The organism is Nocardia sp. NPDC058114 (assembly GCF_042884695.1).
Lineage (GTDB): Bacteria > Actinomycetota > Actinomycetes > Mycobacteriales > Mycobacteriaceae > Nocardia.
In genome coordinates, this window is record NZ_JBHVTK010000006.1 from 23,655 (window position 1) to 47,436 (window position 23,782).

The window sequence follows — 23,782 nt, forward strand, 5'->3', positions numbered from 1 at the left end:
TGAGTTTCCCCCGATCCTGACAGCTCGAGAATGTCGGTCCGTAGATGTCGGTGGGTATCGGTAGCGTCTTGTCCGTGGAAACAGGGGAACGTATCCGAGAACTCGCCGACCGGATGGTCGCGCTGCGCGACGCCTACTACCAGGGGGCGCCGCTGGTCGCCGACGCGGAATTCGACGCGATCGAAGACGAGTTGCGCGCACTGATCGAGGCGCACCCCGACCTCGCCCCGGACCCGAATCCGCTCGAGCAGGTCGGTGCGCCCGCGGTGCTGCACGCCCCGGTCCGGCACTCGCGGCCGATGCTGTCGCTGGAGAAGGCGACCAAGCCGGAGCAGGTCGAGGCGTTCTTCGATCGATTCCCCGGTCAGCCGGTGGTCGTGATGCCCAAGCTCGACGGCTTGTCGCTGGCTCTGGTCTTCGAGAACGGGCGGCTGGCGCGTGCTGTCACCCGCGGTGACGGCACCACCGGTGACGACGTCACCCCGCTGGTCCGTGCCCTCGTCGACGGGGTCCCCGAGCGGATCGACCTGCCGGGCCGCGTCGAGGTGCGTGGGGAGGCGGTGATGTTGCGTTCGACCTTCCTGGCCTACAACACCGCACACCCGGACAAGCCACTGATCAATCCGCGCAATGCCGCGGCGGGCACCCTGCGCGCGAAAGATCCGGCGACCGTGTCGGAACGGCGCCTGCAGTTCTTCGGCTTCGACCTGGATACCGCCGCCGACGACGCCGCGCACGACCTCGGGGAAGGACTGCGGGCGATCGGCGTCGCGGGGGCGCAGATGCGGCTGTGCGCCGACGCCGCGCGGGCGCAGGCGGCGATCACCGAGATCGAGCAGGGTCGCAACGACCTGGACTACGACATCGACGGTGCCGTCCTGCGGCTGGCCGACCGTGACGCCTACGCGGCGGCCGGAACCCGGTCGAACTCCCCGCGCGGGGCGCTGGCGTTCAAGTTCGCCGCCGAGGAGAAGACCACGCTGCTGCGCGAGGTGATCTGGGATGTCGGCAAGACAGGCAAGATCGTCCCTGTCGCGTGGCTCGAGCCGGTGTTCGTCGGCGGTACGACGGTCACGAAGGCGACGCTGGCGAACCAAGAGGTGATCCGCGCCCGTGACATCAAGGTCGGTGACACGGTGCTGGTGCGTCGCGCCGGTGATGTCATCCCGTTCGTGGCCGGCGTGCTCGACGCCGCCAAGCGCACGGGCGAGGAGCTCGAGATCATTTCGCCCACCGAGTGCCCTTCGTGCGCTCAGCCGGTCATCGAGCAGGGCAACAGCCGAGAACTGTTCTGTACCAACGTCGCCTGTCCCGCCCAAACAGTGCGCAGGCTGATCCACTGGGCCTCGCGCGCGGCGGCCGACATCGACGCCATCGGGGGAGTGTGGATCGAACGCCTCGCCGAGGCGGGCATTCTCGAGAGCCCGTCGGACTTCTACACGCTCACCAAGGAACGCCTGCTCGAATTCGATCGCATCGGCGAGGTCTCCGCCGCGCGCATGATCGATTCGATCGACGCCAGCCGCCAGGTCGGCCTGCGCCGCGCCCTGATCGGCCTCGCCATCCCGATGGCCTCCGACGGTACCGCCGCGCGCCTGGCCCGGTCGGGCTTCGGCTCTCTCGAAGAGGTCGCCGACGCGGGCGAGGAACGCCTTGTCGCGGTAGAGGACATCGGCCCGAAGGTCGCCGCCTCCCTGGTCGCCCACCTGACCCGGTTGCGTCCGGAACTGGACCGCTTGCGCGAGCTCGGTGTCTGCCTGGATGTGCGCGAAGAGGACCTGCCGCCGGTCATCGCGGCAGGCGCACCCCTCGAAGGCAGAACAGTGGTGATCACCGGTGCGATCAGCGACCCACGCTCCGGCGAGAAGGTGGCTCGCCCGACGTTCCAGCGCCTGTGCGAGCAGGCGGGCGCGACGGCGGCCTCCTCGGTCTCGGCGAACACCGACATGCTCATCACCGGCGCGGGAGTCGGTGACAGCAAGCTGGCGAAGGCCGAGAAGCTCGGTGTCGAGGTCGTCGACCAAGGCGAGATCTGGAAGCTGCTGATCGACGCCAAGATCATCTGACGAGCCCGCGATGCCTCACTCGGACTGATGGTCGGGGGCTCGGTCGGTGACGAAGTCCTTGGCCCAGCGGTAGTCGGGTTTGCCACTGGGGGAGCGGGAGATCGTCTCCGCCACCCAGATGCGTTTGGGGATCTTGTACCCCGCGAGATGGGGGCGCAGGTGGGTGCGCACGGCATCGAAGTCCAGGGTGTGGTCGGGGGCGATCGAGATGATCGCCGCCACCTGCTGGCCCCACCGTTCGTGCGCGACGCCGATGACGACCGCGTCGTAGATCGCGTCGTGTGACTTCACGACGGCCTCGACCTCCTCCGGGAACACCTTCTCCCCGCCGGTGTTGATCACCATGTTGCCGCGCCCGATCAGGGTGATCGAGCCGTCGGACTCGGCGCGGGCGCGGTCGTCGGTGACCACGATGCGGGCACCGTCCACCGTCTTGAACAGCCGGGCGGTGCGTTCGGGGTCGTTGTAGTAGCCGAGCGGGACCGCGCCGGTCTTGGCCAGCCAACCCTCCTCGCCGGCCGCGACGGGCCGCCCGTCCTCGTCGACGACCACCGCGCCGCGCCCGGTCTGCACTCGTGGTCCGCGCGCCGGATCGTCGTCCTTCTGCGCGAAACCGATACCGCCGAAGCCGGTTTCGGACGACCCGATCGAGTCCGACACCATCGACGTCGGAAACTGCTCCAGCAGTGCGTTCTTCACGGGTTGGGACAGCAGCGCGGCCCCGGAGGCGATGACGAGCAGCGAGGAGGTGTCCACCGGTTCCGCGCTGTAGGTGTCGATGAGCGGGCGAGCCATCGCGTCGCCGGTGATGACCATGACGTGCGGCTTGTGCGTGGCAACGGATTCCCACACCCGCGCCGGGTCGAAGCGCGGCTCGAACAGCACGGTATTGCCCGACCAGAGTGCGTTGAACGTCGGCATCATCGCCGCGGCGTGGATCAGCGGCGGGAGCACGAACCAGATGGCGGGCACCCCCTGGGCGCCCGTCGCGGACTGCTGATATTCGTCGCGCACCGGTTCACCGCTGTAGAAGTCGACGCCGCCGCCGAGCACACGCCACATGTCCTCCTGACGCCACATGACGCCCTTGGGCATGCCGGTGGTGCCGCCGGTGTACATCATGAACAGGTCGTCCGCGGTGCGAGTGACCGAGGGGCGGAACGGTTTTCCCGCCTCGACGAGCTGCTCGTACAGGACCGCGCCGGTCTCGGGGGTGCCGATGTCGCGGTCGTCGTCGACACAGATCGACAGGCGCACCCCCGGCGCGAGCGCGAGGCCGGCGCGGACTGTCTCGGTGTAACAGGCGTGGTACAGCAGCACTTCGAGGTCGGCGTTGTTGTAGACATAGGCCAGCTCGGTCGGGCCGTACCGATAGTTGATATTGATCGGGACGGCGGCCAACTTGAAGCACGCGAGCAACGTCTCCATGGTCTCGATGCTGTTGTGCATCTGGAATCCGACGTGGGTGCCGTGGCCGACGCCCGACTCGGCGAGCCGGTGCGCGAGCCGATTGGCACGAATATCCAGTTCCCGGAACGTCACTCGACGATCGCGCTGAATCAGCGCGATCCGATCGGGCATGGCGTCGACGGAGTGTTCGAACAGGTCGGCGAAGTTGTTGGCCATGTCAATCCATCTCTCGACGATCTCTCACACGACGGTGAGCGGCAGGGGTTTGCCCCGGTCGGTGAAGGCGAAGCCCGCACCGGTGCTGAAGCGGGTCACCGCGACCTCGGACGCTTCGCGGAACGGTTGTTCGGCCAGGTCGATCTCGACAGTCCAGCCGTGCTGGTCGGTGGCTGCCACCCGGGCGACGAACCGTGGGTCGACCCCGCGAACAAGGGCATCGAGCGGGCGAAGGTCCTCGGGCGTCAGCATCGAGGGCCACGCACCGTCGGTCCGTGCCCCGCTGGCATGCGGAAACCGCAGACGCACCCCGGATTCCACGACGGAGATGTCGATTCCCGTGTAGCCCAGTGGGTTCAGCGCCGGATGTACGCGCAAGACCCGGGCCAGCGCGTCCGGATCGCGGCCGAGGTTCAGGCAGTTGCGGATGCGCTCGGAGGTCAGTCCGGCGATTCCGGCGAACTGCTTGCGCCCGATCCCGAGGGCGGTCGCCGCATCGGCGCGTTCCCCGATGGCGACCATGAACCCGAGGGTCAGCAGGTGCTGTTGCAGGCAGATCTCGTCGGCCATCCGGCGCAACGCGGCATGGGAGAAATCGGCGAACCGCAGATCACTCAGCAGCGGCCCCGTGTAGTCGGCCCTGCCCTCCTCGCCCACGTCGATGTCGGCCAGCTCGAGCTGCGCGGCAACGGAGTTCGTGAGCAGCGCGGCGTTGCGGGGAACCTCGGGTGGGACGTGCGCGGCATCGATGACGACCGTCCACGCGCACACCGGGGTCCGGTCGGCGGGCTTGCGCGGTGGGCGGTGCACCGGCCGCACCTGGGCGTGCGGATTGGTGGCCAGCGCCGTGGCATCGAAGGTGGGGTCCTCGATGTCGTGGCACATCGCCACCACGAACTCCTCGCCCATCGGCTCCACATCGGCCAGTGCCCCGCAGTGATCGAGCCAGAACTCGCCGTGATCGTGGTCGTCGACGCGGAACCGGAAGTCCATGAACTGCGGTGGCGCGCCGATGTCGAGTTGCAGCCCCTTGAAGATGGTTTCGACACTGTCGCCGGTGAAGCGCAGCGCGCGCTGCATCCGGCGGGTGTAGATCGGACTGGCCAGCTGCCACTCCTCGATCGCGACCGCCGTCATTCCCTCGCGGCCGAAGGCGGCGATGGTGTGCGCCATCCCGGACCGGTCGATGAGGTGACCGCACAGCAGCAGTTCGGGGACCAGTGCGGCCAGCTGGTCCCGGGACAGCTCCGCGTACCTGCTCATCGACGTCACCACAGGGAAGCGGGCGATTCGCCGATGGGGTACCAGCCGGGCAGCGGGTCCCGCGAGACGGAGCGCTCGATGCGCTGGTGCATGCCCGGCGACAGCGCGTTGTCGGTGATCATGTCGAGGAACATCGCCGAGACATTGCCGAAGTCGAAGAAGTCACGCTGCCAGGACCATTGGAAGTCGCCGCCGTAGCGGAACCAGCTGCCGCCGATGCCCTCGGGGGAGTAGTGGCGGCCGTCGGCGCGCTTGCCCTCGTTGATCTGCTTCCAGAAGCCGATGACGGTGCCGCTGCGCTCGTCGACGACGAACTCCTGATACGGGTAGGTCCAGCCCTCGAGGCCGAGCATCTCCTGGCCCAGGGCGTAGTCGCGGATCTCGTCGCGGCCGACGGCCATGAACTCCTGCTTGGGGCCGTAGTTCCAGCCGTAGGTGGCGTCGGCCGTGTACATCTCGGCCAGGGGCTTCCAGTCGCCCTTCTCCTCACATCGCTGGTTCTCCACGACCCAGCGCCGAACCATCTCGTCGAGTTCGGCCCGCTCGAAATTTGCCATCAGTCTGTGCCTTTCGCAGGGGAGTCGGATTCGCCGTCGTCGGCGATCGACAGAGCTCGGGTGGGGCAGTAGCGGATCGCGGCCTCGACGGCCTTGTGCTCCGCGGCGTCGGGGGTGGCGTCGGTGATCTGGACCGGGCCGCGCTTGGGCACGGTGAAGACCGCGGGCGCCTCGTCCTGGCAGACGCCGTGTCCCTGGCACAGGTCGAGGTCGACCACGATTCTCATGACGCGCCTCCGTCCGGCGTCGGCCGCAGCGGTGCCTCGGGCTGTACCTCGACCAGCACCATGTGGGCACCTCGCGGGACCGAGACCACCGTCGCGACCGCGTCGGCGAGGTGGTGCGGGCGCAGCATGTAGGGGTGGCGGGCCAGGCCCCAGTCCTTCCAGTCCTGCAGTACCGGCCCGACGATCTCGGGAGTGGAATCCATGCCCATCCCGGTGAGGGTCGGGCCGGGACGTACCAGCGAGGCGCGAATTCCGGTGCCCTCCAGTTCCATGCGCAACTGACCGACCATCGCCTCCAGCCCGTTCTTGGCGGCGCTGTAGGCGCCGGACCGCGGCCGCGGGTTGTCGGCGCAATCGGAGCTGATCACGACGAGATCGCCACGGCGCCGCGCGGTCATCCCGGGCAGTACCCGGTGGACGAGACGTTGCGCGCCGACGAGATGGACCTGCACCTGGAACAGGAAGCGTTCCGGGTCCATCTCCCCGACCAGGGAGAATTCGATGTCGCCCGCGCCGGAGACGAGAATCTCGGTCGGGCCGAGCGTGCGCTCGGCGGCCGTCACGAACTCGTCGACGGAGTCGGCATCGGTGACGTCGAGACGGTGGGCGTACGCCTCGCCGCCGCCGGCCCGGATCTTGGCCGCGATCTCCTCGCACAGTTCGACCCGGCGCGCGCCCAAGGTCACCGGATGGCCGAGTTCGGCGAGCGCGACGGCCGTCGCGGCGCCGATACCGGAGGACGCGCCGGCGATCAGCGCGGGCCTGCGGTCGGGATGGGGTTCGAATCGGGGCACTAGCTGACCTCTACTGTGATGGGGAGTTTGGCGAAGCCACGGACGTTGGTGGAGTGCACCCGTTCGATGCCGTCGGCGTCGACCTCGTATCCGGTGACGCGCGAGGCGAATTCGCCGAGCACGATGGTGGCCTCGAGCCGGGCCAGGTGCGCGCCGAGGCAGAAGTGCACGCCCGCGCCGAAACTGGCGAGCGCGCTGCTGTCGTTGCGGTCGATCACGTAGCTGTCGCCGTCGTCGAAGGCGGTCGCGTCGCGATTGGCCGAGCCGATCAGCAGCAGCACCTTGGCGCCTGCCGGGATGGTGCCGCCGTGGTAGTCGAGGTCGACGGCCGCGGTGCGGGCCACGATCTGGCTGGAGGTGTCGTAGCGCAACGTCTCCTCCACCCAGTCGCTCACCAGTTCCGGGTCGGCGACCACCTTGGCGTACTCCGCGGGATTGGCCGCCGCCCAATAGAGTGCGTTGCCCAAAAGCTTGGTGGTGGTTTCGTTTCCGGCGACGACCATCAGGAACATGAAGCCGATGATCTCCTCGTCGGTGAGGGTGTCGTCGTCGATTTCGGCGTCCAGCAGCGCCGAGGTGAGGTCGTCGGCGGGCGCGGCGCGGCGCTGGGCGACCATGTCGGCGTAGTAGCCGAACAGCCGAATCGAGGCGTCGATCGCGTCGACGGGCACATCGAGAACGCCCTCTTCGCGGTGCACCACGAGATCGGCCAACCGGCGGATCTCGGCACGGTCGGGTTCGGGCACGCCCATCAGTTCGGAGATGACGTCCATCGGCAACTTGCCCGCGACGTCGTCGATCCAGTCGAAGCTGCCGCGCGCGAGGGCGGGCTCGAGATGCTCGAGGGTGATCTCGCGGATGCGGACTTCCATCTCGGCAACGCGTTTCGGCGTGAATCCCTTGAAGACGAGTCTGCGCATCCGCATATGCCGTGGATCGTCCATCGCCAGGAACGACATCACCCGATGCGCGTGCGGACCCCAGGCCGCCGGATCGAGGGAGACGCCATTGGCGCTGGAGAGCCGGTTGCTGTCCCGAAAAGCCGCGATCACATCGGAATGCCGGGAAAGGGCCCAGAAATCGAGATCGGGATTGTGATAAAGCGGCGCCTCGGTGCGCAGGCGGTGGTAAGTCGGATACGGATCATCGTGGAATCCGTAGTCGTACGGGTCGAAAGTCAGGGGTTCCACAGCGGCGCTCGTCATCGTGAATACCCCGGTTTCGATAGGTCGTCGCCGCCGGGTGCTGGGGTCGATCGCACCGAAGGAGACAGGTAGCTGGACATGTGTCTGGACGGTACCATCGACACAAGTTCAACACAACGGTTTCCGGGCCGAAGGAGGGCCTCGACCGGCCGTTGTCGGCGGATTTCAGGGCTGGTCAGAAATCTGGACCAGTGTCTGGAATGTGGTCCAAATCATATGGTACGGTCACCGCCATGGCAGGGGTAGACGGCGAAGTCGCACCGGCTCGGGGCGGTGCGGCGGACACGGCCGACCCGGCTGTACCGGAGGCGGAACAGGCGAGTGCGGCCCGGATAATTCGGCGCAACTTCTCCGAGACCGTCCTTTCGAGCGTGGCAACGCTCGGCCGGGCATTGCGGATGGGCGCCGGAGCCGTCTATCTCGGGGCGAACGACGCCGTTCGCGGCCGATTCCAGATACACGAAACTCTCGCGCAGGCCTGGTTTCTGATCAGAGTCACCGCGGTGCCGAGCATTTTGATGGCCATTCCGTTCGGTGTCATCGTTTCCGCCCAGGTGGGCAATATCGTGTCCGAACTCGGCGCCGATTCGATGATCGGTGCCGCGGGTGGTCTCGGCGTCATCAAACAGGGCGCGCCGATGGCCACCGCGATGCTGCTCGGCGGTGCGGGTGCCGCCGCGATCGCCGCCGATCTCGGGGCGAGAACCATCCGAGAAGAAGTCGACGCGCTCCGGGTGATGGGCATCGACCCGGTGCAGCGGCTGGTGGTGCCCCGCATCGCGGCCATGATGCTGGTCGCGCCGCTGCTCAATATCTTGATCATCTTCGTCGGCATCAGCTCCGGGTTCGTGGTCGCGGTATCGGCGTTGAACGTCACCCCGGGCAGCTACTGGCAGTCCTTCGGTTCCTTCACCACCTCGATCGACGTGTGGGTCTCGCTGGTCAAGGCGTTGATCTTCGGGTTCCTGGTCGTCGTGATCGCCTGTCAGCGCGGGTTGGAGGCCAAGGGCGGGCCGCGCGGCGTCGCCGACGGGGTCAACGCGGCCGTGGTGATGTCGATCGCCGCGGCCGTTGTGCTGAACACCGTGATCACCCAGGTGGTCACCATGTTCTTCCCGGTGAGGATGGCCTGATGAGCGCCGCTCCGTACTATCCCGCCGGGCTGCGCTGGGTGGGCAGACTGCGGCGCCGCCGCATCCGTCCACTCGGTCCGATCGAATCGATCGGCTTCGTGATCGGCTTCGGTTGGCAGGTGCTCTCGTCGGTGCCCTACACGCTCGTGCACTACCGGCGCCAGACGGTCACGATGGTGACGGACATGACGTGGGGTCGCGGTTCGGTGATCATCGGCGGCGGCGTGGTGCCCCTGATGCTGTTGCTCGGCGCCGCCATGGGAGCGTCCATCGGCATCGAGGCGTTCAGCGCGCTGAACCTGTTGTCGCTGGGTCAGCTCAGCGGCCTGATCTCGGCCTTCGGCGTGACCCGCGAGCTCGCGCCGATCGCGGCCGGGATCGGCTTCGCGGCCCAGGCCGGGTGCCGGATGACCGCCGAGATCGGTTCGATGCGCATCTCCGAGGAGATCGACGCGCTGGAATCACTCGGGATCCGGTCGGTGCCCTTCGTCGTCACGACGCGGGTCATCGCCGGGATCTTCGCCGTGGCACCGGCATTCGTGGTCGCGCTGATTCTGAGCTACGCCTCTTGCGCCTTCATCGTGACGACCATCCACGGCACACCGACCGGAACCTACAACCACTACTTCGATCAGTTCGTGGTCGGGTGGGACGTTTTCGCCGCGACCGTCAAGGTGATGGTGTTCGCCATCGCCGTCGTGCTGATCCATTGCTATCAGGGCTATTTCGCCACGGGCGGCCCCGAGGGCGTCGGTATCGGCTCCGGGCGCGCCATTCGGGCGAGCCTGGTGGCCATCATCGCGCTCGACATGGTCGCCACCATCGCACTGTGGGGATTTCAATCCCCCGTCACGTTCACCGGGTGATGCCATGCCTGCTTACGCCCTGCCGGGCACCGAAGTCGGGCCGCTGCGCGCCCGGATCCTCGGCGCGCTCGCCATCGCGCTCGCGCTACTCGCCGTGCTGGTCTGGCGCATGGTGCCCGACAGCGTGCCCGCCGACCAGATCCGGGTCGCGCTGCTGGTCGGCGCGGTCGGCGAGGGTGTGGGGGAGGGCACCGATGTCCGGCTCGACGGCGTGCGGGTCGGCTCGGTCGACACGATCGACTTCGCCGGCCGGAGCAAGCAGCGAATCGAGCTGACGCTGAGCGGGTCTCAACTGTTCGGCCTGACCGACGCGCTGGCCGTCGACTACGCGCCGGGAAACCTGTTCGGCATCAGCGCCATCGAGCTGCACTCGACGGTGGGCGGTGCTGAGCTGGTCGACGGTTCGACCGTCGACCTGACCGGTCGCGACGCTGCTCGGGTACACGACGCCACACTCTCCGCCTTGCTGAAAGCAACGGGACAACTCACCGACGAGGTACTGACACCGAAACTCGTCGCATTGCTCAGCACCGTCTCCCGCGATCTCACGGCGTTCACCCCGCTGCTGGAAGCGATCGGCACGACCGCCCGCTCGTACGCGGAGACCAGACAGCTACCGCCCTCGGTGCTGTTCGAACAGTTCGGTTCGGCGCTGACCGGTCTGCCGCCGATGCTGACCGGTGGCCTGACGTTGCTGAACGCGGAATACACGAACAAATACCTGGCGGTCCCCGATCAGCTCCAGCGGTTCGGCCGGATGTTCGAGGGTGTCCAGTACCAATTGCTGCCGACGGTCACGCGACTGTTCAGCACCTCTCAGCAGTACTTCGGGGAGATCCTGCCGATGCTCAGCCTTGTCCTCGACCGACTCGCCGCCTCGGTCAGCACCCCGCAGCGCTCGGCGCAGCAGCTGAGCGAGCTGCTCACCCGACTCGACACCGCCTTCCAGGACACACCCGAGGGCCCGGTGCTCCGGGCCGAGGTCGCGCTCGACGGTGTGCCGGGTCTGGCGGCGCCGCTGGCCGCGATGCTCGGGGGCGGGCGCTGATGACGACGCGTGCCCTGCTGATCCGGGTAGCCACCGCGGTCGCGCTGATGGCCGTGGTGCTGGTCGGCGTCCTGCGCGTGATCGAGCGACCCGTCGACGGCGAAACCGACACCTACACAGCGCTGTTCACCGATGCGAACGGCCTGCGCAGCGGTGACGACGTGCGCCTCTACGGGGTGCAGGTCGGCAAGGTTCAGGCCGTCGAGCTCGACGGCGCGCTCGCCCGCGTGCGCTTCACCGTCGCGCGGGATCGGACGCTGTTCCTCAACTCCCGGATCGCCATCCGCTACCAGAACCTCACGGGTTTCCGGTATCTGGGCGTCGAGCAACCCGACCAGCCGACAGGCCGACGTGATCCGGCGTCGGTTTTCAGTACCGCGGAGACGGTGCCGGACTTCGACATCACCCGTCTGTTCAAGGGTTTGCAGCCGGTGCTGGCCGAACTCTCTCCCGAGGATCTCAACCAGTTCGCGACCAGCATCCTCGCCGTGATCCAGGGCGAGGGCACAGGTCTCGGGCAGGCACTGGGCGCCATCGACAAGCTCAGCCGCTTCGCCTCCGACCGTCAGGTGGTCCTGTCGACCCTGGCGCGCAACCTCGCCGAGGTCGCCGATCATCTCGACGGAAAGTCGGGCAACGCCATCACGCTGCTGACCAATCTGACCAACCTGTTCATGGCCATCACCGCGAAACTGCCCGGGCTGGTGGACTTCTCGATCGGCATTCCCGGTGTGCTGAAACCGCTGCGCAGCATGCTGACCGTCTTCGGGGTCACCGGCGAGCCGAACAGCGATCTCGACGCGGCGCTCACCCGAGCCTTCCCCGATCCGTACGAGGCGGTGGCCGCGTTCGAGAGCCTGCCCGGCCTCATCCAGTCGATGACGCGGGCGATTCCGCAGACCGGGCCCGGCCTCACCTGCTCGCACGGTGACGCCACCGCACCGCCACCGCTGCAAGTGCTCATCGCCGGACAGGGGATCGTGCTGTGTCACCGATAACGCGCCGACGCGCCGTCAACGATCCCCGCGCCGGTGAATTGCGCTGGGGGATAGCGGGAATGTGCGCCGCGGTACTGCTCCTGGTCGCGATCGGTTTCGTCTATGTCACCGGAACCACCTCGCAGAGAACCTATTCCGCCGACCTGACCGAGGCGGGTTCGGTCCGCGTCGGCGACGATGTGCGGCTCGCCGGGATCCCCGTCGGGAAAGTGACCTCGCTGGACCTGCTGCCCGACCGGGTCCGGATGAGGTTCACCGTCGCCGCCGATGCGTTCATCGGCGATCAGACCACCCTCGATATCCGGATGCTGACCTTTGTCGGCGGCTACTACGTGGCGGTACTGCCCGCGGGCACGCAACCGCTGGGTGATGCGGTGCTGCCCGCGCAGCGAGTGATCGTGCCCTACAACCTGACCCGGGCATTCCAGGACGCGGTGGCGCCGGTGCGCCGCATCGACGGCGAGGTCTTCCGGCGCGATCTCGCCGCGCTGTCCACCGCGATCGACAAGAGCCCGGACGCGGTGCGCTCGGCCGTGCGCGCCGCCGGTGACGTGGTCGCGATCCTGGACGAGCAGAACGCGGACATCTCGCGCACCCTGTCCATCGCCGACGAGTACCTCAGCGCACTGCGGGCCAACGCCGATGTGCTGGCGAACCTGATCATCACCCTCGGCACGCTCGAGCAGATCATCCAGACCAACAAGGTGGTGGTCGCGGATTCCCTGATCGATCTGGCGGTCGTGCTGAAACAGGTCACGCCGCTCGGACGCGCGTGGGATGCCTCGATCCAGCAGCGGGTGGCCCCGCTCGCCGCGGCGGTCCCCGCGCTCGAAGAGCTCGGCACGCGCCTGGGCGCCCTGTTCGATTCCGTACGCGCACTGGAGGAGCGGTTGCTCCCGCTGCTCCCACCGGGCGGCGGGGTGAGTGTCGATCAGTCCGGGGCGACGATCCAGCTGCCCGCCGTCTGCGTGCCACTGCCGGGGGGCGGCTGTTGATATCGAAACAGCTACTCGGATCGCGTGGGCTGATGTCGGTCGCGGTGGTTCTGACTCTCGTCCTCGCCGGTGCCCTGGGTCTGCGACTGAGTACACCGAACCCGCCGATGCGGGTCTACTGCGCCGCAATGCCCGACAGCATCGGACTGTACGAAGGCAGCGCCGTCACGGTGCTGGGGGTGCAGGTCGGGCGGGTCACCGGTATCAGCGTCGACGGAGCCTCGGCGCGCGTCGAATTCACCGTCCGCGCCGATCGGAAGCTGCCGCTCGAGGTCGGGGCGGTGACGGTCAGCGACACCCTGATCGCCGACCGCCGACTGGCCCTCATCGGCAACGAACCTGTCGGGCCGGGCTGGAATTCGAGCGCGTGCATCACCAAAACCCTGACGCCCAAGAGTCTCACGCAGACCTTCGACGCCCTCGCCGGCCTGGCCGACCAGCTCAACGGCGCGGGCGATCCGGCGCAGCGGACCGCTCTCGGCGCCGGGATCACGGCCCTGGAACGCGCCACGGCGGGGACGGGCGAGCAGATCAACGACATCATCGTGGCGCTGAGCCGGGCACTGGCCGCACCCGATGCGGCGATCGGTCACCTCGGGCAGTTGCTCGACGCGCTCACCGAGCTCGCCCACCGCGCACGCGGCGGCTGGTCGCAGGTGGAGACGACGGTGACCGGGTTGCCGCAGACTTTCAACGACATCGTCACCATCGCCTTTCCGCCGGTCATCGCGATCGTCGCCACTCTCGCCGATCTGCTGCCCCAGCTCAACGATGTGATCATGATGTTCGGCTCGCCCGGACTGCGCGCACTGGACGCGGTGCCCGACCTGTCGCGGATGATCGCGGCGGGGGTCGGCTCGCTGGCCGACGTGATCGCGATGGCGCCTGCCGTCGCCGGTGGCTTCGCCGGTGCTGTCGACCCGGCCACCGGCGCGCTGACCATCGGCTACGCGCCGCCGAAACTCGCACTCGCCCAGCAGGACTCGGACCGGATCTGCGCGGCCGTGCAGGTCGTCACCGGGCAGCCGTGCCTGCCTTCGGACAGCGGTGCGATGACGATTCCCGTGATGCCCGTCCTACTGGGAGCGGTGAGCGCCCGATGAAACGTGTCGCCCTGTTCGTCCTCGCGGTGCTGTTCGCCGCCACCGGTTGCGGATTCCAGCCCGCCGATCTGCCCGTGCCGGGAGCCGATGTCGGCGGACCCACCTATCCGCTGCGGATCGAGTTCGCCGACGTTCTCAATCTCCCGCAGGGCGCCAAGGTGATCGCGGCGGGTGTCCGCGTCGGCGGGCTCACCGGCGTCACCCTGGTCGACCCCGTCCCCGGCACGGCGGAGCGGGCCGCCGTGCCCGGGTATGCCGTCGTCGATGTCGAGATCCAGCGGTCGGTCCGGCTCCCGGTGGGCACCACCGCCGAACTGCGCCAGGAGACGCCGCTGGGCGACGTCCACATCGCCCTGAGCGAGCCCGCCGACCCGACCGCGGGCGAGTTGACAGCGGGCGCGACCATCCCGCTCGAAGACACCACCCAGTCGCCGCCGATCGAGGACATCCTGGCCGGATTGTCCACCTTCATCGGCAGCGGTGCGGTGACCGACTTCCAGGACATCGTGCGCACGACGAACGGGGTATTCCCCGACGACCCGCGCGAAACAGCGCGAATCGCAGACACTCTCGGAGCCGACATCACCGACCTCGGCGACCACCTGAACTCGGTCGACGCCCTGCTCGACGGCCTGGAAGCCACCGTCGACGACGGGATGCGGCACAACCTGCCGATTCTCGACGAGCTACTCACCCCCTACGGCGTCCAGCACACCACCGATGCGGTGAACACCCAGATCAGCGTCATCTTCGTGCTGACCGCCCTCGGCCCGGTCGCGCCGAGCGTCCAGTGGCTCGGCCCGCTGCTGTCCTCCCTGGACGACACCACCCGCGCCGTGGTGCCCATGCTGCTCGGCAGCCGCCCCCTCGACACCGACGCGCCCTCGAACATGAAGGCGCTCATCGACCTGATCAACACCGACCTGGTCCCGTTCGCGCAGCACGGACCCGAGGTCGACCTGTCGATCACGCCCGGCGACCACACCGCCCGGATCGTCGACTCCCTGCGAATGATCGGTCTGGTGCGATGAACCTTCGTGCGACAGTGTCACTCTCGGCGATCATGGCGGTGCTGGTCTTCGGGGTCGGGTACATGTCGCTCGGTGTGCTCCGGCTCGATCCGCGCATCAGCTACCGCACCGCGGATCTGCGGCTGGCGCACTCGGGCGGGCTGGCGCCGAACTCGCCGGTCCTGCTCTCCGGTGTCCAGGTCGGGCGCACCGAGTCGGTGCGCAAACAGGACGGGGGTGTGCTCGTCCGGTTGCGGATCGACAGTCGCTACCGCATCCCGGTGTCCAGCGATGTCCGCATCGAGCAGCTGTCGGCGCTGGGCGAGCCCTACATCGCCTTCGCACCGGAGTCAGGGGCAGGCCCGTATCTCGAGGACGGCCAGGTCGTCGCGGCGGACCGCGTCCACCTGCCGACGACCATCACCGCGCTCTCGGCCCGGCTGGTCGAGCTGCTCGATCAGCTCCGACCCGAGACGATCGCGAACCTGGTCGACACCTTCGATCGCGCGCTCGCCGGTACCGACGCCGCGATGGGGACGCTGCAGCGGTCATCGACGCTGCTCGCGGCGACGTTGCTCAGCCGCACCGAGGCGATCCGGCAGCTGTTCGCCGATATCCAAGCCCTCGGTGGTGACATGGCGTGGCTCGGGCCGTCGCTCGCCACGGCGGGCCCGCTGTTCGGCGAGTTCGGTGTCACGCTGAACGCGATCGTCGAGTCCGGTGCGGAGCTGGTGGAAAGCCGCCCGGTCGAGGACTACTTCACCGGCGACGGCCTTGTCCCCTTCCTCGACAACCTCACCGCCCTGATCACTGAGATCGGCCCGAGTATCGCCCCGCTGGGACAGCTTCTCGGGCCGGTGGTCACCGACGCGGTCCATCGGACGCCGGCCATCGACATCAGCACCCTGATCGACCAAGCACTGCAGAACGTGGACGCCGACGGCACCGTGCATTTCCGCCTCGGCGTCAAATAGCCGGACAAAGGACTGACCATGAGTACAGCGACCGACGTAGAAGCCACCGCCGCCGACGAACAGACACCGCGCACCGTCTCCGTCCGGCTCTCGACCGTCCTGGTCAGCGGCACGATCGCGGTGCTCGTCGCCGCGGTCGTCACGTTCGCGGCGCTGTACTTCTCGGCGCGGGCGACGATCGCCGAGCGCGACGCGCGCGCGGCCGACGCCGAGCGCGTGGAGCAGATCGCGACCGGCTACGGCGTCGGCGCGTCCACGATCGACTACCGCGACGTGCCTGCCTGGTTCGCCCGGCTCAAGACCGGCACCACCGGGTCTCTGGCCGCCAAATTCGACGCCACCGCACCGCAGTTGGAGCAGATCCTGCTCCCGCTGCAGTGGACGTCGAAGGCGAACCCGCTCTCGGCGAAGGTGATCTCGGAAGCCGGTGGCATCTACAAGGTCAATGCCTACCTCGACGTGGTCTCCACCAGCGCCCAGACGCCAGAGGGAACGCGGACCACCGTCACCTATTCGCTCACCGTCGACCGGAATTCCGACTGGCAGATCACCGAGGTGGGTGGCCTGCAGAACGCCCTGCCGACGAAATGATCAGTAGGCGATGAAGAGGATCTCGTCCGGGGTGTAGTCGTGGCCGGGGTGGTTCGCGGCCAGGTGCTCTTGGGTCTGCTTGATCAGATCGGCCTCGTCGGTGCCGCGAATGCTGACGCCACAGGGGCAGTTGAGACGAGTCTTCATCGATGTTCTCCTTGGGTTCCGGCTATCCGAGCATCTTTCCGGACAGTAGTCCGGATTGTATTCCAGGTCATGTGTTAGCGTCACCCGCATGGGAGCTGTAGACGAGATCTCCGCCGGTACCAGCGACCTGTTCGCCCTCGCCGAACAGACCGTCGGATTCATGCCGCCGGAAGAGGGACAGGCGCTCTACACGGCCGCCCGCGCGTACGCGGGTGACGGAATCATCATGGAGATCGGCACCTACTGCGGCAAGTCGACCGTCTATCTCGGTGCCGCGGCCCGCGAAACCGGTGCCACCGTGTGCACCGTCGACCACCACCGCGGCTCCGAGGAGCACCAGCCGGGCTGGGAGTACCACGACACCAGCATGATCGACCCGGAGACCGGCGTCTTCGACACCGTGACCACGTTCCGGCGCACCATGATTCGCGCGGGTCTCACCGACACCGTGACCGCGATCATCGGCTCGTCGAGTGCCGCCGCCCGCATCTGGCGGGCCCCGCTGCGCATGCTGTTCATCGACGGCGGCCACACCGAGGAGGCCGCCCAGCGTGACTACGACAACTGGGTGCACTGGGTGGCCGGTGGCGGGCTGCTCGCCATTCACGACGTCTTCCCCGATCCCGCCGACGGTGGTCGCGCGCCGTACAACATCTATCGACGCGCGATCGACAGCGGCAAGTTCCGCGAACTCTCGGTCACCGGTTCGCTGCGCATCCTGCAGCGAACCGCCGCGTGTAACTGAGCCGGATCACCGGGGGAGTGCGTCGCGGAAGATGCCGTTGCCCGCGGTGGTGCGGCTGAGGGCGTCGGCGGCGAGCACGACCGCCGCCGCGGTCCACGTGGTGCGCTCCTCGGGCCAGCGCTTACCGTCGGTGAAAACGAGTCCGGTCCAATAGGACCCGTCTGATTCGCGCAGATGCTGCATCGCGGTGAACAGCGTGCTCGCGGCGGCGGTGTCGCCGATGGCATCGAGGGCGAGCACCAGTTCGCAGGTCTCGGCGCCGGTGACCCACGGTGCGTCGGACACGCAGCGAATGCCGAGATCGGCGACCACGAATTCGTTCCAGTGCCGCGCTATCCGATCCGCGGCCGCCGCGCCGCGCACCGCGCCGCCGAGGATCGGGTAGTACCAGTCCATGGAGTAACGGCTCTTGTCCAGGAACGCTTCCGGATGATGGCGCAGCGCGTTGCCGAGCCGGCTGCGAGCCGCCGCCCAATCCGGTCGCGGGTCGCCCACCCGCTCAGCGAGGGTCACCGCACAGCCGAGGCTGTGGAAGATGCTGGAGCAGCCGGTCAGCAGAGCTTCCCCCGACGATCCGGATTCGCCGGCCGACCAATGGATCTCGCCGTGCTCGCCCTGTTGCAGCCCGAGGACGAAGTCGATGCCTGCGCGGACCGTCGGCCACATCTCCGCGGCGAACCCGGTATCGCCGGTGATCGTGAGGGCGTGCAGAACACCGGTCGCCAGGTAGGCGCAGAAGTTGGTGTCGGCGTCGTGGTTCTCGATCACGCCCGCGCGTACCTGCGTGGGCCACGACCCATCGGAGCGCTGCGATTTCGCCGACCAGATGTAGGCCTCACGGGCCACGTCCCACAACCCGCCCACGGTGAGCGCCATCGCGGACTCGATGTGATCCCACGGATCGGTGTGGCCGCCGCTGAACCAGGGGATCGCACCGTCGGGTTCCTGTGCGGCGGCGATGGATTCGGCGGTCTGCCGGATCTCACGCGCGGAGACGACCCCGGGAACGGCCGGTAGCTCAACGGGCATCGCCGCGCACCGCCGGTTTCGTGAAGTAGAGCGCGACCGACTTGCCGACCAGCGGATTCAGCACACGTTCGGCGGTGCGCGTGAGCGCGGGCGCCGACATCATGTCCCACACCAGCATGCGGTGATAGGCGCTCACCAGCGGGTGCTTGTCATTGCGCACGCCGACAGCGCATTTCAGCCACCAGAAGGGTGCGTGCAGCGCGTGCGCGAAGTCCTGGTGGTGGTAGCGCAGACCGCGCGCGGTGATCTTGTCGCGTAGCTCGTCGGCGCGATAGATGCGGACGTGACCGCCCTCGTTGGCGTGGTACTCGTCCGAGAGCGCCCAGCAGATGCGTTCGGGCAGCCAGCGCGGCACCGTGACCGCCAGCGCGCCACCGGGTTTGACCACCCGCGCCAGTTCGGCGATCGCCTGTGTGTCCTGCGGGACGTGCTCGAGGATCTCCGAGGCGATGACCACGTCGAATTCGTCGTTGCCGTAGGGCAGGTCGAGCGCGTCGCCGCGCACGGTCTCGGCCTTGGCGTACTCCGGCGCCTCGCCCGCCGCGGCCATGGCCTCGAACATGATGTCGACATCGGCCAGGTCGGCGGCGTTCTGGTCGAACGCGACGACGTCGGCTCCGCGGCGGTAGGCCTCGAAGGAATGTCTGCCCGCGCCGCAGCCGATGTCGATCACCCGTGATCCGGGGCCGATGCCCAAGCGGTCGAAATCGACGGTCAACATGAGGCCTCCAGGTGCTGCGCGGGGTCGGGCGGTGTCGTCATCGGGCGGTGCCCGGCGGGGTAGGGCAGTGGCGGGTGATCGCCTGGTCATAGATCGCGAGTGTCTGCGCGGCAACGGCCGACCAGCTGAACAGTTCGAGAACGCGGACACGACCCGCCGCGCCGAGGCGCTCACGGCGGTCGGGATCGTCGAGCAGTTCGCCGAGCACCCGGGTCAGCGCGTCCACATCGCCCGGCTCGACCAGCTCGGCGCACTCGCCGACGACCTCGGGCAGCGCGCCTGCCCGGCTGGCGACCAGCGGTGTCGCGCTGGCCATCGCCTCGACGGCGGGCAGCGAAAACCCCTCGTACATCGACGGAATGCAGGCGATCTCGGCAGAGGCGAGCAACTCGGCGAGCTGCTCGTCGCTCATTCCGCTGACCGGGGTGACGATATCGGCGATACCGAGTTCGGCGATCAGCTTCTCGGTGGGGCCGTTCGGTTCCAGCTTCGCGACCAGCCGGAGCTCGACATCGCAGGTATGGCGCAGCCGGGCCACGGCTCTCAGCAGGTGTGCGATGCCCTTGAGCGGCTTGTCGGCGCTGGCGACCGCGACGATGCGCCCGCGCACCCGCGGTGTCTCGCGCGGCCGGAACAGGTCGGTGTCCACGCCGAGGGGGACGGTATGCAACTGTCCGGGCCGCACGCCGAAGTCCTGCGCGATATCGGCGGCCGAAGACGAGGACACCGTGATGAGGTCCGGAATCTGCTGTGCCACTTGCTGTTGCATGCCGAGGAAGCCGTACCATCGCCGCACGAACAGCTTGCGCCGCCACGGGGTCGCGGCCAGATCGACCGCGCGGTCGCGAGTGATCGGATGGTGAACGGTCGCCACCAGCGGCAACCGCTCGGCGATGGCGAGCAGACCGTAGCCCAGGCACTGATTGTCGTGCACCACATCGAATTCCGTGGCGCGCGCGGCCAGCAGCTTGGCCACCCGCAAACTGAACGTGCGCGGTTCGGGGAACCCGGCCGTCCACATGGTGGCGAGCTCGAGCAGGTCGACACGGTCCCGGATCTCGCGGGGATGCGGTGTGCGAAAAGGGTCTTCGTCGCGGTACAGGTCCAGGCTCGGCACCTCGGTGAGCCGCACCCGCGGGTCGAGATCCTCGGGATAGGGCTGGCCGGAGAACACCTCGACCTGGTGACCGAGATCGGCGAGCCCCTGACTCAGGTACCGGACGTAGACACCCTGCCCGCCGCAATGGGCCTTGCTCCGATATGACAGCAGCGCGATCCGCATCAGTGCACCGTTCCCGACTCGTAGCTGACCTGCCAGTGTTTGATGCCGTTGATCCAACCCGATCGCAGCCGCTGTGGCTCCGAAACCTGGGACAGATCGGGCATCACGTCGGCGATGGCGTTGAAGATCAGCTCGATCTCGAGCCGGGCCAGGTTCGCACCGACACAGAAGTGCGCGCCGGTACCGCCGAAGCCCAGATGCGGATTGGGATCGCGTGAGATGTCGAAACGGAACGGGCTCTCGAAGGCATCCTCGTCGAAATTGGCTGAGCTGTAGAACAATCCGACGCGCTGACCGGCACGGATGAGTTGCCCGCCGAGCTCGGTGTCGGCGGTCGCGGTGCGCTGGAACACCGTCACCGGCGTCGCCCAGCGCACGATCTCGTCGGGCGCGGTCCGTGGCCGCTGCCGCTTGTAGAGCTCCCACTGATCCGGATTGTCGATGAACGCCTTCATCCCGTGGGTGATGGCGTTGCGGGTGGTCTCGTTGCCCGCGACCGCGAGCAGGATCACGAAGAACCCGAACTCGTCGGAGCCCAGCGCCTCCCCGTCGAGATCGGCGTGCACGAGCCTGCTGACGATGTCGTCGGCGGGATCGGTGCGGCGCTGCTCGGCCATGTTCCAGGCGTAGCCGAGGATCTCCATCGCCGCGGTGGACGAGGCGTCGGTGGTCGTGGCGTCGCCGTACTCCGGGTCGTCGTAGTTGAGCATCTGATTCGACCAGTCGAACAGCTTGCGGCGGTCCTGCTGGGGGACGCCGACGAGTTCGGCGATGGCTTGCAGCGGAAGCTCACACGCCACCTGTTCGACGAAATCACCACCGCCGGCCGCGCGCGCCGCGGCCACGATCGCGCCCGCTCGTTCGGTCAACGCCGCGCGCAACCCCTCGACCGCGCGCGGCGTGAACCCTTTGGCGATGATGCGCCGGATCTTGGTGTGTTTGGGCGGATCCATGTTCAGCAGCAGGGCACCGGTGAGTTCGATCTGCTCGGGTGTCACCTCGCCGGGCAACCGGATCACCGAGCCCTTTCGCTCGGAGGAGAACAGCTCCGGATTGCGCGAAACCTCCTTGATGTCCTCGTGTTTGGTGATCACCCAGTAGCCGCCGTCGCGGAAGCCGCCCGACTGTGCGTCGGTCTGGGCGTTCCACCACACCGGTGCGGTCCGGCGGAGCTCGGCGAATTCCTGGACGGGGTTGCGGGATTCCCACAGGGCCGGATCGGTGAAATCGAATCCGGCGGGGATGGATGTCGCGGACACAGTGACCTCCGCTCGCGCTCAGCGCTGCCTGCGGCGGTAGCGGACGCGGCAGGGCTGCTGCAACTGCACCACCATCTTCGAATGGTCGTTGCGGTAGGTGTCCGACGGCTGTGCGAGCTCGAACTCCCAGTCCCGCAGCAGAATCGAGAAGATCGCCTTGAGCTGCATGAGCGCGAACGGCGCGCCGACACAGCGGTGCCTGCCCGCGCCGAACGGAATCCAGGTCCAGCGGTTGAGGATGTCGTCCTGGCGTGGGTCGAGATAGCGTGCGGGATCGAAGGCGTCCGGGTCGGGGAAGTCCTCCGGAATCCGGTTGGAGACCGCGGGGGTGGCGGCCACCATGTCGCCGGGCTCGATGCGGTGCCCGCACACCTCGAACTCACCGCGCGCCAGGCGCATGAGGATGATCAGCGGCGGATGCAGTCGCAGTGTCTCCTTGAGCGCGGCTTCCAGATTCGGAATCTGGCGCAGCGCATGGTGACTCACGTCGGCGCCGTCGGCGTAGAGCTCGTCGAGTTCGGTGACCACCCCGGCCAGTGTCTCGGGGTGGCGCAGCAGTTCGATGATCGTCCAGGCCGCGGTGCCCGAGGTGGTGTGGTGGCCGGCGAACATCATCGAGATGAAGATGCCGGTGATCTCGCTGGCCGAGAACCGCAGCGCCCCGTTCTCGTCCTTCACCGAGATGAGGACATCGAGCATGTCGCGATCGTCTTTGCTGGTGGGCGGATTCGCCTCGCGTTGATCCATGATCGCCTGCACCAGCTCGACCAGCGCCGCACGCGCCGCGTCACGCCGGACGAAACTCTCGATCGGCGCGTACGGGTCCACGTAGGCCAGGGCGTCGGTGCCCTGCTCGAGCTCGTGATAGAGATGCGCGAAACGTCCGTCGAGCTGATTGCGGAACTTCACCCCGATCAGACACGCCGAAGAGGTGTAGATGGTCAGCTCGGCGAAGAACTCGAGCAGATCGATCTCGCCCTCGTCGTCCCATTGCGCGACCATCTGATCCACTTCACGGGCGATGGTGCCCGCGTGTCCGCGCATGTGATCCGCGCGCAGCGCCTGGTTGTGCAGCATCTCCTTGCGGCGCTCGGGGGGTGCGTCGAACACCACGCCCTCACCGAAGATCGGCTTCATGAAGGGGTAGGCCGCGCCCTGGTCGAGATCGTCGTCGCCGGCCCGGAAGAAGAATTCGTTGGCCTCGGCGCCGGACAACAGGACGACATCACGTCCGGCGAGCTCGAAGGATCCGACATCGCCGCACTCGGCGCGAACGCGTCGCATCAGGGCGATCGGATCGGTACGGAACTCGGCCAGGTGCCCGTGTTCGTCCTCGCCTCCGGACACGCGCTGCGGTTTGACCAGCGTCATTGGAAAGTCCTTCCCGGAATACTGTCCAGACACTAAATGGACATGTGTCTGGACAGTACTACGGTTTCCGGATGCGCGACAAGGTTCGCACCGAATCCGGCGGACGGTGTGTCAGCTGTCGGTGGCGGGCGTGGCCAGCAATCGTCGCGCGCAGATCTCGAGCAGATCGGCCACTTGCGCGTAGGACAGCAGGCCCATCCCGCCCTGGAGAAGCGCCCCGGAGTACAGCAATTCGAGCGCGGCCAGGCTCTCTGGATCCTTGGTGCCCAGGGCGTCGCCGAGTCGGTGGCGGATCTCGCGCCCGATGCGCACGCGGAGGTGCCGCACGTCGGGATCATCGCCGAGCATGGCGCTGCTGACCGCCCCGGCCAGGGCGGGTTCATCGGCCACCAGCATCGAGACCTGGCGAAGAACGGCGACCACGCGCGCGGTCTGGTCGGCCTCGCCGGTCGCCAGCGGCGGCATGGCGACCAATCGCCGCCAGAACACCTCGGAGATCAAATGTTCCTTGGAGGAGAAATACGTGTAGGCGGTGGCGGTGCCGACGCCCGCCGACGCGGCGACGAGCCGGATCGTCGTCCCCGAATAGCCCTCGCGCGACAGCACGTCGACGGCGGCGACGGTCAGGCGGTCCACCGTATCGGCCTGCTTTTCGGTCAAGCGTCGTCGAGTTGCTTCGATGCCGGTAGGCGCGATTTCGGACATGTGTCTGGATGGTACTACAGCCTGGTGTACGGACCAATGAACGAGTTATGGCCTTGCGTCTGATCGA

At 67.7% G+C, this 23,782-nt stretch carries 24 protein-coding genes; 11 read left to right on the forward strand and 13 right to left on the reverse strand.

Translation table 11 applies throughout. The features are described from left to right. Window positions 1–74 precede the first annotated feature (74 nt). Complete coding sequence (ligA, locus tag ACFVVI_RS22010) at window positions 75–2,066, forward strand: NAD-dependent DNA ligase LigA (protein WP_378992703.1); 1,992 nt, start codon at window positions 75–77, stop codon at window positions 2,064–2,066. A gap of 15 nt (window positions 2,067–2,081) precedes the next feature. Here ligA and ACFVVI_RS22015 read toward each other — a convergent pair whose 3' ends face one another. Genes ACFVVI_RS22015 through ACFVVI_RS22040 form a run of 6 tightly spaced genes read right to left on the reverse strand, consistent with a single transcriptional unit; the run spans window position 2,082 to window position 7,738 of the window. Next, entirely contained in the window at window positions 2,082–3,692 is a 1,611-nt protein-coding gene (locus ACFVVI_RS22015; RefSeq protein WP_387446567.1) for an acyl-CoA synthetase, read from the reverse strand. A gap of 24 nt (window positions 3,693–3,716) precedes the next feature. Continuing rightward, window positions 3,717–4,955 carry a hypothetical protein gene (locus ACFVVI_RS22020; protein WP_387446568.1) on the reverse strand — a complete coding sequence of 413 codons (1,239 nt, stop codon included), beginning with the start codon at window positions 4,953–4,955 and terminating at the stop codon, window positions 3,717–3,719. 5 nt (window positions 4,956–4,960) lie between these two features. Continuing rightward, window positions 4,961–5,512 (reverse strand): nuclear transport factor 2 family protein, encoded by a 552-nt coding sequence (locus tag ACFVVI_RS22025; RefSeq protein ID WP_378992706.1) that lies wholly within the window; start codon window positions 5,510–5,512, stop codon window positions 4,961–4,963. After that, complete coding sequence (locus ACFVVI_RS22030) at window positions 5,512–5,739, reverse strand: ferredoxin (RefSeq protein ID WP_387446569.1); 228 nt, start codon at window positions 5,737–5,739, stop codon at window positions 5,512–5,514. The genes ACFVVI_RS22025 and ACFVVI_RS22030 overlap by 1 nt, the downstream gene beginning before the upstream one ends. Continuing rightward, complete coding sequence (locus tag ACFVVI_RS22035) at window positions 5,736–6,533, reverse strand: SDR family oxidoreductase (protein WP_378992708.1); 798 nt, start codon at window positions 6,531–6,533, stop codon at window positions 5,736–5,738. The genes ACFVVI_RS22030 and ACFVVI_RS22035 overlap by 4 nt, the downstream gene beginning before the upstream one ends. Beyond that, window positions 6,533–7,738, reverse strand: a complete 1,206-nt coding sequence (locus tag ACFVVI_RS22040) for a cytochrome P450 (RefSeq protein WP_387446571.1) — start codon at window positions 7,736–7,738, stop codon at window positions 6,533–6,535. The genes ACFVVI_RS22035 and ACFVVI_RS22040 overlap by 1 nt, the downstream gene beginning before the upstream one ends. Before the next feature lie 233 nt (window positions 7,739–7,971). Between ACFVVI_RS22040 and ACFVVI_RS22045 the strand changes: the two genes are divergently transcribed. The 9 genes from ACFVVI_RS22045 to ACFVVI_RS22085 all read left to right on the forward strand — a co-directional run bounded on the left by ACFVVI_RS22045 (window position 7,972) and on the right by ACFVVI_RS22085 (window position 16,456). After that, window positions 7,972–8,871 (forward strand): MlaE family ABC transporter permease, encoded by a 900-nt coding sequence (locus ACFVVI_RS22045; protein WP_378992710.1) that lies wholly within the window; start codon window positions 7,972–7,974, stop codon window positions 8,869–8,871. Next, a complete protein-coding gene (locus ACFVVI_RS22050) occupies window positions 8,871–9,737 on the forward strand; it encodes an ABC transporter permease (protein WP_378992711.1) in 867 nt (288 codons plus the stop codon). The genes ACFVVI_RS22045 and ACFVVI_RS22050 overlap by 1 nt, the downstream gene beginning before the upstream one ends. Window positions 9,738–9,741: 4 nt before the next feature. Next, window positions 9,742–10,785, forward strand: a complete 1,044-nt coding sequence (locus ACFVVI_RS22055; RefSeq protein ID WP_387446572.1) for a hypothetical protein — start codon at window positions 9,742–9,744, stop codon at window positions 10,783–10,785. Further along, window positions 10,785–11,783: an MlaD family protein gene (locus tag ACFVVI_RS22060; protein WP_387446574.1), complete on the forward strand. Its 999-nt coding sequence runs from the start codon at window positions 10,785–10,787 to the stop codon at window positions 11,781–11,783. Before ACFVVI_RS22055 ends, ACFVVI_RS22060 begins: the two co-directional genes overlap by 1 nt. Continuing rightward, window positions 11,771–12,778, forward strand: a complete 1,008-nt coding sequence (locus tag ACFVVI_RS22065; RefSeq protein ID WP_387446575.1) for an MlaD family protein — start codon at window positions 11,771–11,773, stop codon at window positions 12,776–12,778. Before ACFVVI_RS22060 ends, ACFVVI_RS22065 begins: the two co-directional genes overlap by 13 nt. Before the next feature lie 128 nt (window positions 12,779–12,906). Beyond that, complete coding sequence (locus ACFVVI_RS22070) at window positions 12,907–13,881, forward strand: MlaD family protein (RefSeq protein WP_387446576.1); 975 nt, start codon at window positions 12,907–12,909, stop codon at window positions 13,879–13,881. Then, entirely contained in the window at window positions 13,878–14,912 is a 1,035-nt protein-coding gene (locus ACFVVI_RS22075; RefSeq protein ID WP_387446578.1) for an MlaD family protein, read from the forward strand. The genes ACFVVI_RS22070 and ACFVVI_RS22075 overlap by 4 nt, the downstream gene beginning before the upstream one ends. Next, a complete protein-coding gene (locus ACFVVI_RS22080) occupies window positions 14,909–15,865 on the forward strand; it encodes an MlaD family protein (protein ID WP_378992721.1) in 957 nt (318 codons plus the stop codon). Before ACFVVI_RS22075 ends, ACFVVI_RS22080 begins: the two co-directional genes overlap by 4 nt. Window positions 15,866–15,883: 18 nt before the next feature. Continuing rightward, window positions 15,884–16,456 carry a hypothetical protein gene (locus tag ACFVVI_RS22085; protein ID WP_387446580.1) on the forward strand — a complete coding sequence of 191 codons (573 nt, stop codon included), beginning with the start codon at window positions 15,884–15,886 and terminating at the stop codon, window positions 16,454–16,456. Here the strand turns inward: ACFVVI_RS22085 and ACFVVI_RS22090 are convergent, their stop codons facing one another. After that, complete coding sequence (locus tag ACFVVI_RS22090; RefSeq protein WP_378630312.1) at window positions 16,457–16,603, reverse strand: DUF1059 domain-containing protein; 147 nt, start codon at window positions 16,601–16,603, stop codon at window positions 16,457–16,459. It lies immediately after the preceding gene. Between the two features lie 88 nt (window positions 16,604–16,691). Here ACFVVI_RS22090 and ACFVVI_RS22095 point away from each other — a divergent pair, with 88 nt between their 5' ends. Then, window positions 16,692–17,348 (forward strand): class I SAM-dependent methyltransferase, encoded by a 657-nt coding sequence (locus ACFVVI_RS22095; protein ID WP_378992724.1) that lies wholly within the window; start codon window positions 16,692–16,694, stop codon window positions 17,346–17,348. A 6-nt stretch (window positions 17,349–17,354) separates the two neighbouring features. Here ACFVVI_RS22095 and ACFVVI_RS22100 read toward each other — a convergent pair whose 3' ends face one another. From ACFVVI_RS22100 to ACFVVI_RS22125, 6 genes are all read right to left on the reverse strand, one after another. Then, window positions 17,355–18,377 (reverse strand): prenyltransferase, encoded by a 1,023-nt coding sequence (locus tag ACFVVI_RS22100; protein ID WP_378992726.1) that lies wholly within the window; start codon window positions 18,375–18,377, stop codon window positions 17,355–17,357. Next, window positions 18,367–19,098 carry a class I SAM-dependent methyltransferase gene (locus ACFVVI_RS22105; RefSeq protein WP_387446582.1) on the reverse strand — a complete coding sequence of 244 codons (732 nt, stop codon included), beginning with the start codon at window positions 19,096–19,098 and terminating at the stop codon, window positions 18,367–18,369. Before ACFVVI_RS22105 ends, ACFVVI_RS22100 begins: the two co-directional genes overlap by 11 nt. Window positions 19,099–19,135: 37 nt before the next feature. Then, the gene (locus ACFVVI_RS22110) at window positions 19,136–20,380 is read right to left on the reverse strand and encodes a glycosyltransferase family 4 protein (protein WP_387446583.1); all 1,245 of its coding nucleotides are present in this window, start codon (window positions 20,378–20,380) and stop codon (window positions 19,136–19,138) included. After that, the gene (locus tag ACFVVI_RS22115) at window positions 20,380–21,639 is read right to left on the reverse strand and encodes a cytochrome P450 (protein WP_387446584.1); all 1,260 of its coding nucleotides are present in this window, start codon (window positions 21,637–21,639) and stop codon (window positions 20,380–20,382) included. The genes ACFVVI_RS22110 and ACFVVI_RS22115 overlap by 1 nt, the downstream gene beginning before the upstream one ends. 18 nt (window positions 21,640–21,657) lie before the next feature. Beyond that, window positions 21,658–23,010, reverse strand: coding sequence for a cytochrome P450 (locus ACFVVI_RS22120; RefSeq protein WP_378630323.1), 1,353 nt, complete (start codon window positions 23,008–23,010; stop codon window positions 21,658–21,660). 111 nt (window positions 23,011–23,121) lie between these two features. Then, on the reverse strand, window positions 23,122–23,715 hold the full coding sequence (locus ACFVVI_RS22125; protein ID WP_378992731.1) for a TetR/AcrR family transcriptional regulator: 594 nt from the start codon (window positions 23,713–23,715) through the stop codon (window positions 23,122–23,124). Window positions 23,716–23,782: the final 67 nt, after the last annotated feature.